The 12,963-nt window shown below is 70.8% G+C and carries 12 protein-coding genes and 1 pseudogene; 8 read left to right on the top strand and 5 right to left on the bottom strand.

Annotated elements, in window-relative coordinates; all coding sequences use genetic code 11:
- Nucleotides 1-11: 11 nt before the first annotated feature.
- From ACHMXE_RS10215 to ACHMXE_RS10240, 6 genes are read left to right on the top strand one after another with little or no spacing between them, the layout of a single operon-like run.
- Entirely contained in the window at nt 12-1,319 is a 1,308-nt protein-coding gene (locus ACHMXE_RS10215) for an ABC transporter substrate-binding protein (RefSeq protein ID WP_209544359.1), read from the top strand.
- An 11-nt stretch (nt 1,320-1,330) separates the two neighbouring features.
- Entirely contained in the window at nt 1,331-2,092 is a 762-nt protein-coding gene (locus ACHMXE_RS10220; RefSeq protein ID WP_395345884.1) for an ABC transporter ATP-binding protein, read from the top strand.
- Nucleotides 2,079-2,777 (top strand): ABC transporter ATP-binding protein, encoded by a 699-nt coding sequence (locus ACHMXE_RS10225; RefSeq protein ID WP_209544357.1) that lies wholly within the window; start codon nt 2,079-2,081, stop codon nt 2,775-2,777. The genes ACHMXE_RS10220 and ACHMXE_RS10225 overlap by 14 nt, the downstream gene beginning before the upstream one ends.
- 10 nt (nt 2,778-2,787) lie before the next feature.
- Nucleotides 2,788-3,654, top strand: a complete 867-nt coding sequence (locus ACHMXE_RS10230; RefSeq protein WP_395345885.1) for a branched-chain amino acid ABC transporter permease — start codon at nt 2,788-2,790, stop codon at nt 3,652-3,654.
- A 6-nt stretch (nt 3,655-3,660) separates the two neighbouring features.
- The gene (locus tag ACHMXE_RS10235) at nt 3,661-4,725 is read left to right on the top strand and encodes a branched-chain amino acid ABC transporter permease (protein WP_395345886.1); all 1,065 of its coding nucleotides are present in this window, start codon (nt 3,661-3,663) and stop codon (nt 4,723-4,725) included.
- The gene (locus tag ACHMXE_RS10240) at nt 4,697-5,809 is read left to right on the top strand and encodes a class II histone deacetylase (protein WP_395345887.1); all 1,113 of its coding nucleotides are present in this window, start codon (nt 4,697-4,699) and stop codon (nt 5,807-5,809) included. The genes ACHMXE_RS10235 and ACHMXE_RS10240 overlap by 29 nt, the downstream gene beginning before the upstream one ends.
- A 20-nt stretch (nt 5,810-5,829) precedes the next feature.
- Here ACHMXE_RS10240 and ACHMXE_RS10245 read toward each other — a convergent pair whose 3' ends face one another.
- The 4 genes from ACHMXE_RS10245 to ACHMXE_RS10260 are packed head-to-tail and all read right to left on the bottom strand — an operon-like array spanning nt 5,830 to nt 10,074.
- A complete protein-coding gene (locus ACHMXE_RS10245; protein ID WP_395345888.1) occupies nt 5,830-6,810 on the bottom strand; it encodes a LysR family transcriptional regulator in 981 nt (326 codons plus the stop codon).
- A gap of 16 nt (nt 6,811-6,826) precedes the next feature.
- Nucleotides 6,827-7,324, bottom strand: a complete 498-nt coding sequence (locus ACHMXE_RS10250; protein ID WP_395345889.1) for a winged helix-turn-helix transcriptional regulator — start codon at nt 7,322-7,324, stop codon at nt 6,827-6,829.
- 48 nt (nt 7,325-7,372) lie between these two features.
- Nucleotides 7,373-8,953 (bottom strand): DHA2 family efflux MFS transporter permease subunit, encoded by a 1,581-nt coding sequence (locus tag ACHMXE_RS10255; RefSeq protein WP_395345890.1) that lies wholly within the window; start codon nt 8,951-8,953, stop codon nt 7,373-7,375.
- The gene (locus ACHMXE_RS10260) at nt 8,950-10,074 is read right to left on the bottom strand and encodes an HlyD family secretion protein (RefSeq protein ID WP_395345891.1); all 1,125 of its coding nucleotides are present in this window, start codon (nt 10,072-10,074) and stop codon (nt 8,950-8,952) included. Before ACHMXE_RS10260 ends, ACHMXE_RS10255 begins: the two co-directional genes overlap by 4 nt.
- A gap of 141 nt (nt 10,075-10,215) precedes the next feature.
- Between ACHMXE_RS10260 and ACHMXE_RS10265 the strand changes: the two are divergent.
- Together ACHMXE_RS10265 and ACHMXE_RS10270 are read left to right on the top strand one after the other, a co-directional pair.
- A pseudogene (locus tag ACHMXE_RS10265) lies at nt 10,216-10,770 on the top strand (TolC family protein); the annotation flags it as partial.
- 136 nt (nt 10,771-10,906) lie between these two features.
- On the top strand, nt 10,907-11,683 hold the full coding sequence (locus ACHMXE_RS10270; RefSeq protein ID WP_395345892.1) for a TolC family protein: 777 nt from the start codon (nt 10,907-10,909) through the stop codon (nt 11,681-11,683).
- A gap of 19 nt (nt 11,684-11,702) precedes the next feature.
- Here ACHMXE_RS10270 and ACHMXE_RS10275 read toward each other — a convergent pair whose 3' ends face one another.
- The gene (locus ACHMXE_RS10275; RefSeq protein ID WP_395345893.1) at nt 11,703-12,668 is read right to left on the bottom strand and encodes a GlxA family transcriptional regulator; all 966 of its coding nucleotides are present in this window, start codon (nt 12,666-12,668) and stop codon (nt 11,703-11,705) included.
- Nucleotides 12,669-12,963 lie beyond the last annotated feature (295 nt).

Here is a 12,963-nt window from a genome sequence, read left to right on the forward strand (position 1 = left end):
AGGAGCATTCCATGCCCGCCGCTTTCCCTTTCGCAGCCTCCGGCGCGCTGACGCGCCGCCAACTCGTCATCGGCGGCGGCGCGGCCGCGCTGGCCGGCGTGCCGGCGCTGTCGCACGCGCAGTCGAAGACGATCAAGATCGGCTACCTCACGACCTTGTCGGGCGTGCGCGCCAATTTCGGCGAGGCCGACCCCTGGAGCCTGGAGCGCGTGCGCGCCGCGCTGAAGGACGGCCTGACCATCGCGGGCACCAGCTACAAGGTCGAGATCGTGGTGCGCGACACCCAGTCCGACGCCAACCGCGGCGCCACGATGGCCAGCGAACTGCTGCTGCGCGAGAAGGTCGACCTGCTGCTGGTGCAGGACAGCGATGCCGCGCTCGCGGCCGGCCAGCTCTGCGACGTCAACGGCGTGCCCATGGTCTCGACCATGGGCCCGTGGCAGGCCATCACCTTCGGCCGGGGCTCCACGCCGCAGAAGGGCTTTCCGTTCTCGTTCCATTTCTTCTGGGGCGCCGACGACGTGCTGAAGAACTTCTTCGGCATGTGGGAGCCGCTGAAGGTGGAGCGCTCGCTGGGCACGCTCTACATCGACAACGGACCGGGCCATGCCTTCGCCGATCCAACCAACGGCATCCCGGGCGGCGCGAAGCAGCGCGGCTACAAGGAGACCAACGGCGGCTTCTTCAAGATCGCGACCGACGACTTCAGCAACCAGGTCTCGAGCTTCAAGGCGGCGCGCGCGAACATCGTCTCGGGCTTCGCCTATGCCAACCACTTCGCGACCTTCTGGAAGCAGGCGCAGCAGTCGGGCTACCGGCCCGAGGTGGTGACGATGGCGGCGGCCTTCCTGTTCCCGAGCGCGGTCGAGTCGCTGGGCGTGGCCGGCAACGGCATGTCGACCGAGGTCTGGTGGACGCCCAACTTCCCGTTCAAGTCCTCGCTGACCGGCCAGAGCGCCAAGGCGCTCGCGGCCGACTGGGAGAGCTCCACCGGCAAGCAGTGGACCCAGCCCATCGGCTACGGCCATGCGCTGTTCGAGGTCGGCATCGCGGCGCTCAAGAACGCGACCAACCCCAAGGACAAGAAGGCGGTGCGCGATGCGCTGGCCAACCTGCAGCTCGACTCGGTGGTCGGGCGCATCGACTTCAAGGGCAGCCCGATCAAGAGCGTGGCCGTCACGCCGATGGTGGCGGGCCAGTGGCGCAAGACCGCCGCGGGCGCGAAGTTCCCGTACGAGCTGGTCATCACGCACAACAGCACCGCGAAGCAGATCCCGGTGGAAGACGAACTCAAGCTGCTGTCGCAGCTCAAGGCCTGAGCGCGCGACGCATGACCGATTGCCTCGTCATCGACGGCCTGTGCAAGCGCTACGGCGAGATCGTGGTGGCCGACGGCGTCTCGCTCGCGCTCGCGCGCGGCCAGTGCCTCGGCGTGGTCGGCCCCAACGGGGCCGGCAAGAGCTCGCTGTTCAACCTGATCACCGGCGTGGCCTTGCCCGATGCCGGCAGCATCCGGCTCGAGGGCCGCGAGCTGGTCGGCCTGCGCGCCGATGCGCGCGCGCGGCTGGGCGTGGCGCGCGCCTTCCAGATTCCGCAGCCCTTCGCGCACCTGAGCGCCTACGAGAACGCGCTGGCCGCCGCCAGCTTCGCGGCGCGGCTGCCGCGCGCGCAGGCCGCGCAGCTGGCCTGGGAGGTGCTCGAGCGCACCGGCCTGGCCGATCGCGCCGAGGTGCCCGCGGGCCGGCTGCCGCTGCTCGACCGCAAGCGGCTCGAACTGGCCAAGGGCCTCGCGGCCCGGCCGCACCTGCTGCTGCTCGACGAGATCGCCGGCGGCCTGACCGAGGCCGAGGTGCAGGTGCTGGTCGCGCTGGTGCTCGAGCTCAAGCGCGACGTGGCGATGATCTGGATCGAGCACATCGCGCAGGCGCTGGTGGCGGTGGCCGAGCGCATCATGGTGCTGAACTTCGGCCGCAAGCTGCTCGAGGACGCGCCGGCCGCCGCGATGGCCAGCCGCGAGGTGCGCGAGATCTACATGGGTGTCGGAGAAGACGCAGAGGAAGAAGCAGAGGAGGGCGCCCATGCCGCTGCTTGAAGTGCGCGCGCTCTGCAGCCACTACGGCGACCTGCAGGCGCTGTTCGACCTGTCGCTCGACGTGGACGAGGGCGAGGCCACGGCGCTGATCGGCGCCAACGGGGCCGGCAAGTCCACGCTGATCCGCGCCATCGCGGGCCTGGGCCGGCGCAGCCGCGGCACGGTGCGCTTCGACGGCCAGGCCATCGAGGCCGAGCCGGCCGAGCGCATCGCGCGCCGCGGCATCGCGCTGGTGCCCGAGGGCCGCATGCTGTTCGCCTCGCTCACGGTCGAGGAGAACCTGCGCATGGGCGCGCTGTGCGGCCGGGCCGGCCACTGGAACCTGGCCACCGTGTATGCGCTGTTCCCGATCCTGCGCGAGTTCCGGCACCGGCCGGCCACGCGGCTGTCGGGTGGCCAGCAGCAGATGGTGAGCATCGGCCGCGCGCTGATGGCCAACCCGCGGCTGATGCTGTGCGACGAGATCTCGCTGGGCCTGGCGCCGGTGGTGATCGCGCAGATCTACCGCGCCTTCGGCGACATCCAGGCGCAGGGCACGGCCCTGCTGGTCGTGGAGCAGGACGTGACGCGCGCCTGCCGCATCGCGCAGCGCGTGTACTGCCTGCTCAAGGGCCGCGTCACGCTGGCAGGCCGCGCGTCGGACTTCAGTGCCGCGCAGATCGCCAACGCCTATTTCGGGCACTGAGAGAAGCACCATGGCCTGGATCGAAACCCTCATCAACGGCGTGCTGCTCGGCGGCCTCTATGCGCTCTTCGGCCTCGGGCTGGCGCTGGTCTTCGGCGTGATGCGCATGGTCAACCTCGCGCACGGCGAGTTCGTCGTGCTCGCGGCCTACTTCGCGGTGTTCCTGGCCGCGCAGTTCCCGCAGGTGTCGCCGCTGCTGCTGCTGGTGCCGGTGGCGCTGGCCGCCTTCGGCACCGGCTACCTGCTGCAGCGGCTGCTGCTCAACCGCGCGGTGGCGACCGACGATCCGCTCACGCCGGTGCTGGTGACCTTCGGCATCGCGGTGGTGCTGCGCAACCTGATGGTCGAGCTGTTCGGCGCCGATCCGCGCGCGCTCGACGGCGGCGCGCTGGCCACGGCCGGTTTCGAGATCGGCGGCCTGCGCATCGGCTGGTACCCGGTGCTAGTGCTGGGGCTCGCGGTGCTGGCCTTCGGCGCGCTGCAGTGGCTGCTGCGGCACTCGCGCTTCGGCCTGATCGTGCGCGCCACCTCCGACCACCGCGAGATCGTGCGCACCATGGGCGTGCGGCCGCGCCATGTCTACGGCGTGGTCATGGGGCTGTCGCTGGCCTTCGCCTCGGTGGCGGGGCTGCTGCTGGCGCTGCGCAGCTCGTTCACGCCGTTCTCGGGCGTGGAGCGGCTGCTCGGTGCCTTCGAGGTCGTGATCATCGGCGGCATGGGCTCGTTCTGGGGCGCGCTGGCCGGCGGCATCGCGCTGGGCGTGGCGCAGCTCGTGGGGCAGCGGCTCGATTCCAACGCGGGCGCGCTCTATGCGCACCTGCTGTTCTTCATCGTCCTGATGGTGCGCCCGAACGGCATCGCGGGCCACAAAGCCTGAGACCGCATGCGCGACCAACCTATCGTCCCCTGGCTCGGCTTCGTTGCCGCGACCCTCGCCATCGTCTTCGCGCCCACGGTGGCCGATGCCGGCCTGCTGCGCTTGCTGAGCGAAGTGCTCGTCGTGCTGGCCATGGCCCAGATGTGGAACCTGCTGGCCGGTTACACCGGCCTGGTGTCGATGGGCCACCAGGCCTTCGTCGGCATCGGCGCCTACCTGGTGTTCGTGGTCTCCGACCGGCTCGGCCTCTCGCCCTATTGGATGGTGCCGCTGGCCGGCGTCGGCGCTGCGCTGCTGGCGGCCGCGGTGGCGCCGCTGATGTTCAGGCTGCGCGACGCCTACTTCTCGATCGGCATGTGGGTGCTGGCCGAGATCGTGCGGCTGCTGGTCGCCAAGTTCCCGCTGTTCGGCGGCGAATCGGGCGTGCCGCTGCAGGCGGTGCGGCTGGTCGATGCCGAGACCTTCCAGCGCAACGCGTTCTGGATCTCGGGCGCGATCGGCCTCGCGGCCGTGGCCGGCGTCTACCTGCTGATGCGCTCGCCGTTCGGCCTCGGGCTGATGGCGGTGCGCGACAACGAGCTGGCCGCCACCAGCATCGGCGTGAACGTCTGGCGCAACCGCTTCATCGCCTTCGTGCTCTCGGGCCTGGGCTTCGGGCTGGCCGGCGGCGCGCATTTCATGGGCACGATGTTCGTCTCGCCCGACTCGGCCTTCGACATCAACTGGGTCGTGACCGCGATGTTCATCGTCATCATCGGCGGCATCGGCACCATCGAGGGCCCGCTGATCGGCACCTTGATCTACTTCGGGCTGCGCGAGCTGTTCAACACCTGGTTCGCGATGTCGGGCGGCTGGTACCTGATCGCGATGGGCAGCATCGCGGTGGCCGTGATGCTGCTGGCGCCGCGCGGCCTCTGGGGCCTGGCTCGCGAGCGCTGGGGCTGGCGCGGCCTGAGCGTGCAGCGCCATCCGCCGCACCGGGCGGCATCGATTCCCCCTTCTTCTTCTCCTTCCATTTCCCCCACCACCGAGGACGCAACGCATGAAGAACACCGCCTTCTTTCACGATGAACGCACTTTCTGGCACGTGCCGGGCGGGCTGCACGCCCTGTTCCTGCCGGTCGGCGGCTGGGTCCAGCCCATGGCCGGCAGCGGCATGGCCGAGTCGCCCGATTCCAAGCGCCGCATCAAGTCGCTGATGGACGTGTCGGGCCTGAGCGCGCAGCTCGACCTGCTGAGCGCGCCGATGGCCACCGAGGAGGACCTGCGGCGCGTGCATCCCGCGAGCTACCTCGAGCAGTTCAAGGCCGCCAGCGATGCCGGCGGCGGCGACCTCGGCGAGGTCGCGCCCTTCGGTCCCGGCAGCTACGAGATCGCCAAGCTCTCGACCGGCCTGGCCATCGCCGCCATGGACAGCGTGCTGCAGGGCCGCCACCGCAACGCCTTCGCGCTCACGCGGCCGCCGGGCCACCACTGCCTGCGCGAGCACAGCATGGGCTTCTGCCTGTTCAACAACATCGCGGTGGCGATCGAGACCATGAAGGCGCGACATGGCCTGAAGCGCGTGGCCGTGATCGACTGGGACGTGCACCACGGCAACGGCACGCAGGCGATCTTCTACGACCGCCCCGACGTGCTGACCGTCTCGCTGCACCAGGAGAACTGCTTCCCGCCCGGCTACAGCGGCGCCGAGGACCGCGGCGAGGGCGAGGGCCTGGGCTTCAACGTCAACGTGCCGCTGCAGCCCGGCGGCGGCCACGTGAGCTACATGTATGCCTTCGAGCGCATCGTGGCGCCGGTGGTCGAGCGCTTCCGCCCCGAGCTGATCGTGGTGGCCAGCGGCCTCGATGCCAATGCGGTCGACCCGCTCGCGCGCATGCAGCTGCATCCGGAGTCGTTCCGCCAGATGATGAAGCAGGTCAACGCGCTCGCGGCGCGGCACAGCGAAGGCCGCGTGGTGGTGGTGCACGAGGGCGGCTATGCCGAGGCCTGCGTGCCCTTCTGCGGTCTGGCGGTGGTCGAGGAACTCTCGGGCCATCGCACCGAGGTGCAGGATCCGTTCACCGATTTCTTCGGGCTGCAGCAGCCCTCGGCGCGCTTCGATGCGTTCCAGCGCGGGCTGATCGACGAGATGGCGGCGCTGCACGGGCTCTGAGCGCCGCGCCGGGCCCGGGCTCAGGCGGGCTGCGCGTGCCCGAGTGCCTGGAACGGATGCCAGTGCGAACCGGCACGCTGGCGGCTCGCCGGCGCGGGCTTCGGCGGCACCGCGCCCGGCGTCTGCATGCGCGCCTCCAGCAGGTCGAGCAGCGCGCGCAGGGCCGCGCTGTTGTGGCGGCGCTGCGTGTAGGCCGCGAACAGCCAGAGGTCGCTGGGCATGAAGTCCTTCAGCACCGGTACGAGCCGGCCGTCGTCGATGTGCGGCTGCGCGAGCAGCGCGGGCACGCAGACGGCGCCGACGCCCGCGAGCGCCGCGGCGATCAGGGCGGCGGCGTCGTTGGCGTCCATGCGCGCATTCACCGGCACGCTGTGGGGCTTGCCGTCGATCTCGAAGGGCGGGTGCGCGGGGCCGCCGCCGGCCGAGTAGGCGAGCACCTCGTGGCGGCGCATGTCGTCGGGCACCCGCGGCATGCCGCGCCGGGCCCAGTAGCCTGGTGTGGCGCACAGCACCAGCGCCATGGGGCGCAGCTTGCGCACGATCAGGTTCTCGTCGCCGATGCGCCCCACGCGCAGGGCGACGTCCACGCCTTCCTCGACCAGGTCGATCATGCGGTTGCTCAGGTGCAGGTCGATGTGGACGTCGGGATGCAGGGTGATGAATTCGCCGAGCAGGCCGGGGAAGTCGGTCTGCACGAGGCCGTGCGGCGCCGCCACGCGCAGGCGCCCGCTCGGGCGCGCGCCGTGGGCCTGCAGTTCGTTCTGCGTGTTCTCGACCATCTCCATCAGCGGCATGCTGCGCTCGCGCAGCAGCCGGCCCGCGTCGGTCAGCGTGACCGAGCGCGTCGAGCGGTTGAACAGCCGCACGCTGAAGCTGGCCTCCAGCTGCGCGACGTGCTTGCTGGCGCTGGCCTTCGAGATGCCCAGCATGTCGGCGGCGCGCGAGAAGCTGCCGCGCTTGGCGACCTCGAGGAAGGTGCGCAGGTGCTCGAGACCGTCCATCGAATCGCTGCTCCGTTCAGGACGCCTTGGCGGCACCGGCCGTGCGCGCGGCCGGGCGCCGCTGCACCAGCATGTGCATGGTCTCGGTGATGGGCTCGCCGCTCGCGCGGTCGACCAGCACGGGGTCGATCTGCCGGCCCGTCTCCTTCTCCTGCAGCACCACGCTCTTGCCCTCGGTGGCGAAGTGCCGGTTGCCCCAGGTCACGAGCGAGAGCAGCACCGGCCGGAAGTCGCGCCCCAGCGGCGTGAGGCAGTACTCGTAGCGCGGCGGGCGCTCGCTGTACTGGCGCTTCTCGAGCAGGCCGTCCTCGACCAGCGAGTTGAGCCGGCGCGTCAGCATGTTGGGCGCGATCTGCAGGCTGTTGACGAAGTCGTCGAAGCGGGTGATGCCGTAGAAGGCGTCGCGCAGGATCAGGATGCTCCACCGCTCGCCCACGCGCTCGAGGCTGCGCACGATGGGGCAGTACTTCATCCGCTGTTCGGGACTGATGGGCGTGGGGGGCTTCGGGTTCATGGCGGCTCTTTTTTGGGGAAAGGTCGGTGGCGCGGAGGTCGGCGGGACTCAGTGCGCGTCGGCGGACGGTGCCTTCGGCGGCCCGACCTTGCGCATGAGCGGCACCATCGCGGTGGCGATGATGAAGCAGACCATGATGCCAAAGAAAACGTCGGAAAAGGTCAGCGTCAGCGCCTCGCGGAAGGTCAGGCTCCACAGCTGGCGCAGCGCGGCCGAGGCGCCCACCAGCTGGTCGGTGGCGCCCTGCAGCCGGCTGCCCACGCCGTCGAGCAGCGCGGTGGTGGCCTCGTTGCTGCGCGTGAGGTGCTCGGCCAGCCGGTAGAAGTGCAGGTTGGTGCGGTCGTTGAGCAGCGTGGCGCAGGCCGCGATGCCGAGCGCGCCGCCGAGGTTGCGCATCAGGTTGAACAGCCCCGAGGCGAGCTTGAGCCGGTTCATCGCGAGGCCGCCGAGCGTCAGCGTGACCGCGGGCGGCACCGCGAACTGCTGGCCGATGCCGCGCAGCGCCTGCGGCAGCAGCAGTTCGGCCGGGCCCCAGTCGTGCGTGATCGGCGTGAACTGCCACATCGACAGCGCGAAACAGGCCAGCCCGAACATCATCAGCCAGCGCAGGTCGACGCGGTTGGCGAAGAAGGCATAGACGGGAATGGCCAGGATCTGGAACACGCCGGTCGAGAACACGGCCAGGCCGATCTGCAGCGCGCTGAAGCCGCGCACGCGGCCGAGGAACAGCGGCGTCAGGTAGATGGTGGCGAAGATACCGATGCCGGTGATGAACGAGAACAGGCAGCCGAGCGCGAAGTTGCGGTCCTTCAGCGCGCGCAGGTCGACCACCGGATGCGCATAGGTCATCGAGCGCCAGACGAACAGCACGCCGGCCGTGCCCGAGACCCAGGCGGCGCCCGCGATGGCGGGGTCGCCGAACCAGTCGAGGCGCGGTCCCTCCTCGAGCGTGTACTCGAGGCAGCCGAGGAACAGCGCCATCAGCACCATGCCCAGGTAGTCCGCGTTGCGCAGCAGCGACCAGTCGTGGCGGTCGATCTTCACCAGCAGCGGCACGGCGATGGTGACGAAGATGCCGGGCACGAGGTTGACGAAGAACAGCCAGTGCCACGAATAGCTGTCGGTGATCCAGCCGCCGACCGAGGGCCCGAGCGTGGGCGCCAGCGAGGCGATGGCGCCGATGATGGCGGCCGCGAAGACGCGTTGCTTGCCCTGGAAGAAGGCGAAGGCGGTGGTGAAGACCAGCGGGATCATCGAGCCGCCGAGGAAGCCCTGCAGCGCGCGGAAGGCGATCATGCTCTGGATGTTCCAGGCGATGCCGCACAGCAGGCTGGTGAGCGTGAAGCCCGCGGCCGAGACGGCGAACAGCCAGCGCGTGGACAGCACGCGCGACAGCCAGCCCGACATCGGGATCACGATGATCTCGGCGATCAGGTAGCTGGTCTGGACCCAGACCGTCTCGTCGGTGCCGGCCGACAGGCCGCCGCCGATCTCGCGCAGCGATGCCGAGACGATCTGGATGTCGATCAGCGCGATGAACATGCCCACGCACATCGCCGCGAAGGCGAGGGCCTTGGCGGAGGTGGTCATGCCGGCGGGGTCGACGATCCCCGAGGCGGGCTGGCTCATGGTTCGCCCGCCGCGCCCGTGCGTGCGTTCGCGAGCTGCACGTCGCGCGCATCGACCTCGGCCGTGACCGACAGGCCGGGGCGCAGCAGGCCGAGCACGCCGTCGGCGTCGTCGAGCACGATGCGCACCGGCACGCGCTGCACGATCTTGGTGAAGTTGCCGGTCGCGTTCTCGGGCGGCAGCACGCTGAACTGCGCGCCGGTGGCCGGCGAGAGGCTCGCCACGTGGCCGTGGAAGCGGCGCCCGGGCACGGCGTCGGCCTCGACGATGGCGGGCATGCCGGGCCGGAAGCGCGCCAGCTGGCTTTCCTTGAAGTTGGCGTCGATCCACAGGCCGCGCGCCGGCACGATCGACATCATGTGCGCGCCCGCTGCCGCGAAGGCGCCGTTGCGCGCATTGCGGTTGCCGACCGTGCCGTCGATGGGCGCGCGCAGCTCGGTGTAGCCGAGGTTGAGCCGCGCGATGTCGCGCTCGGCCGTGGCCTGCGCGAGCGCGGCCTGCGCCTGCTGGCGGCGGGTGGCGATCACGTCGAGCTCGCGCTCGGCGGCCAGCCTGCTCGCCTGCGCCTTCTGGCCGTTGGCCACGGCCTGCTTGTAGTCGGCGTCGGCCTTCTGCGCGCTCTGTACCGACACGGCCGCGGTGGCCGAGAGGTTCTGCAGCCGCTGGGCATCGTCGCGCGCGCGCAGCGTTTCGGCCGCGGCGGCGCTCACGCTCGCTTCGGCCTGCGCGATCACGGCCTGCTGCAGGCTGCGCGTGGCGAGCAGGTTGGCCAGCACGGCCTCCTGGCTCGCGACCGTGGCCTCGGCCTTGTCGAGGGCGGCGCGGTAGTCGCGGTCGTCGAGCTTCACGAGCAGGTCGCCCGCATGCACCGCCTGGTTGTCGGTGGCCGCGGCGCTGACGATGTAGCCCGGCACCTTGGGGCTGACGACGGTGATGTCGCCGCCCACGTAGGCGTCGTCGGTGCGTTCGACGAAGCGCCCGCCGTGCCACCAGTGCCAGCCATAGACGGCCGCGGCCAGCACCACGGCGATGGCCGCGCAGCTCGCGACGAGGCTGCGCCCGTGCGGGCGCCGGTGCCGCGGAATTCCTGCCGGGGCCTTTTCAACGGAGGAGTCCGTCATGTGTTGTTTTCCTTGGTCGGATGGGAATCGGGTGGCTTGCATCCATGTGGATTGCAATATGCAAGTTACTATACAGTTGCGACTTGCATCGTGCAAGTAACTGACCGATCGACCTTCGAATCCCGCCGCCAAGGAACCTCCATGAACCTCCGCCAGACCCCGTTGCCGATACCGCCCCGCCGCCTGCGTTGGCAAGGCTTTCGCCGGTTGCGCGTCGGCATCGCCATCGCCTCGCTCGGTGTCGCCGCGTGTGCCGTCGGCCCGGACTACACGAAGCCCGAATCCGCGCTGCCCGAGCGCTTCCAGCACGCTGCGGTGCCGTCGCCCGCGCCCGAGGTGCAGCTGGAAGCCTGGTGGAGGGGCTTCGGCGATCCGGTGCTCGAGCGCATCGTCGAGCGCGCGCTCGCGCAGAACCTCGACCTCGCCGCATCGTTCGCGCGCGTCGCGCAGGCACGTGCCGCGGCGCAGCGCGCGGTGGCCTCGGAACGCCCGTCCATCGCCGCCGATGCGCAGGCGGCGAGGCAGCGCCAGTCGCTCGAAAGCCCGCTCGGCGGGCTGGCCAGCGCGCATCCCGGCTACCAGCGCGATGCCTCGCTCTACGACGGCGGCATCGGCGCCAGCTGGGAACTCGACCTCGCCGGCGGCCTGCGCCGCGGCGCCGAAGCCTCCGCGGCCGAAGCGCAGGCGGCCGAGGCCGAGCACGCGGGCGTGCGCATCTCGATCGCCGCGGAGGCCGCCGACGCCTACTTCCGCGTCGCGCGCCGCGCAGGCGCGCCTCGCGGTCGCGCAGTCGCAGCTCGATACCGACCGCGAACTGCTGAGCCTGGTGCGCATGCGCCTGAGCCAGGGCATGTCGACCGCGCGCGAGCGCGCCCAGGCCGAGGCGCGGGTGGCGCAGGTCGAGGGCACCTTGCCCGCGCTGCAGGCCGAGCGCGACACGCAGCTCAACCGCCTCGACGTGCTGATGGCCGCCACGCCCGGCACCCATGCGGCCGAACTCGCGACGCCCGCCGCGCGCGTGGTGCTGCCCGCGCTGGCGACGGCGCTCACGCCGGCCGAGCTGCTGCGCCGGCGCCCCGACGTGATCGCCGCCGAACGGCGCCTCGCCGCCTCCAGCGCCCGCATCGGCGTGGCGACGGCCGAGTACTACCCGAGCGTCTCGCTGTCGGCGCTGCTGGGCTTCGAGAGCCTGCGCACGGCGACGCCGTCGTCGGCCAACTTCCAGCCACTGGCCGCGGTCGGCCTGCATTGGCGGCTGTTCGATTTCGGCCGTGTCGACGCGGAGGTGGCGAAGGCCGAGGGCGCGAAGGCCGAAGCGCTGGCGCGCTACCGGCAATCGCTGCTGCGCGCCACCGAGGACGTCGAGAACGCGCTGATCCGGCAAGGGCAGCTCGATGCCGAGCGCCTCGCGCTGCTGCAGGAGGTCGATGCCGATGTGCGTGCACGCGGTGCCACGCAGCAGGCCTACGCGGGCGGCGCGGTGAGCCTGCTGGAGTTGCTCGAGCAGGACCGGCAACTGCTCGCCGCTCGCGACCGGCTGGTGCGCGTGCAGTCCGACAGCGGCCGCGCCGCGGTCGCCACCTTCCGCGCGCTGGGCGGCGGCTGGTAGCGCCCCTGGCTCGTCGACCTCAGAGCAGGTCGGCGCGCAGCTCTCGCACGCCCCGGCCCAGGCGTTCGCGCAGCAGCGCGCCGAGCGTGGAGCCGTCGGCATAACCGACCTCGGCCGCGATGGCCTCGAGGTCGAGATCGCTGCCGTGCACCAGCGAGCGGGCGCGCTCGATCCGCAGGTCCTGGATGTAGGCCAGCGGCGACTTGCCGAGCACGGCCTGGCAGCGCCGCTGCAGCGTGCGCGGACTGGTCGCGAGCGCGCGCGCCGCCGTGTCGAGCGAGAAGCCCTGCTTGAGGTTGTCGCGCGCCCAGCGCTCGAAGCGCAGGATCGCGGGGTCGGCCTGCGCGAGATGGTGGGGCACGATGTACGGCGCCTGCGAGGAGCGCAGGTCCGCGAGCAGGTAGCGCGAGACCATGGCAGCGAGGTCGGGGCTGGCCTGCTGGATCAGCCACAGCGCGAGATCGAGGTGGCCCATCGCCGCGCCGGCCGTCACCACCCGGCCCGAGGGCACCAGCATGCGCGATTCATCGAGCGAAACCTTGGGATAGCGCTGGCGGAACAGCGGGCCGAGCCACCAGGTCGTGGTCGCCTGGCCGCCGTCGAGCAGGCCGGCATCGGCGAGCAGGAAGGTGCCGATGCACGAGGCCGCGATCCGCGCCCCCTGCGCATGCCAGGTGCGCAGCTGCGCCTTGGCCTGGCGCACGTCGGGCCGCGCGAGCGCGGGCACCAGCGATTCGGGTGTCGAGGTGTTCAGCGCCGGCACCATCACCCAGTCGGGCCGCAGGCCCGGCGGTGGCGGCTGCACGGGAAGCGCGAAGCCCTGGCCCGAGCGCACGCGCCGGCGCATGCCCACGATCGTCACCTCGAAGGACGGCGATCCGCCCATCTCGCGGGCCGCGAACTTGTTGGCGAGGCCGAGGGCGTCGAGCATCACGGTGAGGCCGGTGTCGAACACGCCGTCGAGGGCGAGCAGGAAGATGTGCATGGCGGAAATGGCGGGAAAGACGTCGCTTGCGACTATAGGGACTCGGCGTCGGAACGAGCCTGGAAACCCTTCGGCCAGGTTGGCGGAAATGACCGTGAAGTTGTCGTTCGCGCCTGTTCGTATTTTTCGCGCCGGCACCTAACCTCGGTCTTCCTCAACAACGCAACGCAATTGCATCAGGAGTCCCCCATGAAAGTTCTCGCCATCGGAACCATCGTCAAGCCGCTCTCGCCCGAGCAACGCCAGCAGGTCATGTCGAAGGAGGTGCCCGACACCCTGCAGCTCTATCTCGACG

Source organism: Variovorax sp. UC122_21 (genome assembly GCF_044056785.1).
In the GTDB taxonomy this organism is placed as follows: domain Bacteria; phylum Pseudomonadota; class Gammaproteobacteria; order Burkholderiales; family Burkholderiaceae_C; genus Variovorax.

Bases quoted from the DNA above. Each gene is read 5' to 3' on its own strand.
- ACHMXE_RS10275 (WP_395345893.1), bottom strand. From the start codon at position 12,668: ATGCACATCTTCCTGCTCGCCCTCGACGGCGTGTTCGACACCGGCCTC.
- ACHMXE_RS10230 (WP_395345885.1), top strand. From the start codon at position 2,788: ATGGCCTGGATCGAAACCCTCATCAACGGCGTGCTGCTCGGCGGCCTC.
- ACHMXE_RS10240 (WP_395345887.1), top strand. From the start codon at position 4,697: ATGAAGAACACCGCCTTCTTTCACGATGAACGCACTTTCTGGCACGTG.
- ACHMXE_RS10245 (WP_395345888.1), bottom strand. From the start codon at position 6,810: ATGGACGGTCTCGAGCACCTGCGCACCTTCCTCGAGGTCGCCAAGCGC.
- ACHMXE_RS10215 (WP_209544359.1), top strand. From the start codon at position 12: ATGCCCGCCGCTTTCCCTTTCGCAGCCTCCGGCGCGCTGACGCGCCGC.
- ACHMXE_RS10235 (WP_395345886.1), top strand. From the start codon at position 3,661: ATGCGCGACCAACCTATCGTCCCCTGGCTCGGCTTCGTTGCCGCGACC.
- ACHMXE_RS10255 (WP_395345890.1), bottom strand. From the start codon at position 8,953: ATGAGCCAGCCCGCCTCGGGGATCGTCGACCCCGCCGGCATGACCACC.
- ACHMXE_RS10220 (WP_395345884.1), top strand. From the start codon at position 1,331: ATGACCGATTGCCTCGTCATCGACGGCCTGTGCAAGCGCTACGGCGAG.
- ACHMXE_RS10250 (WP_395345889.1), bottom strand. From the start codon at position 7,324: ATGAACCCGAAGCCCCCCACGCCCATCAGTCCCGAACAGCGGATGAAG.
- ACHMXE_RS10270 (WP_395345892.1), top strand. From the start codon at position 10,907: ATGCGCCTGAGCCAGGGCATGTCGACCGCGCGCGAGCGCGCCCAGGCC.
- ACHMXE_RS10260 (WP_395345891.1), bottom strand. From the start codon at position 10,074: ATGACGGACTCCTCCGTTGAAAAGGCCCCGGCAGGAATTCCGCGGCAC.
- ACHMXE_RS10225 (WP_209544357.1), top strand. From the start codon at position 2,079: ATGCCGCTGCTTGAAGTGCGCGCGCTCTGCAGCCACTACGGCGACCTG.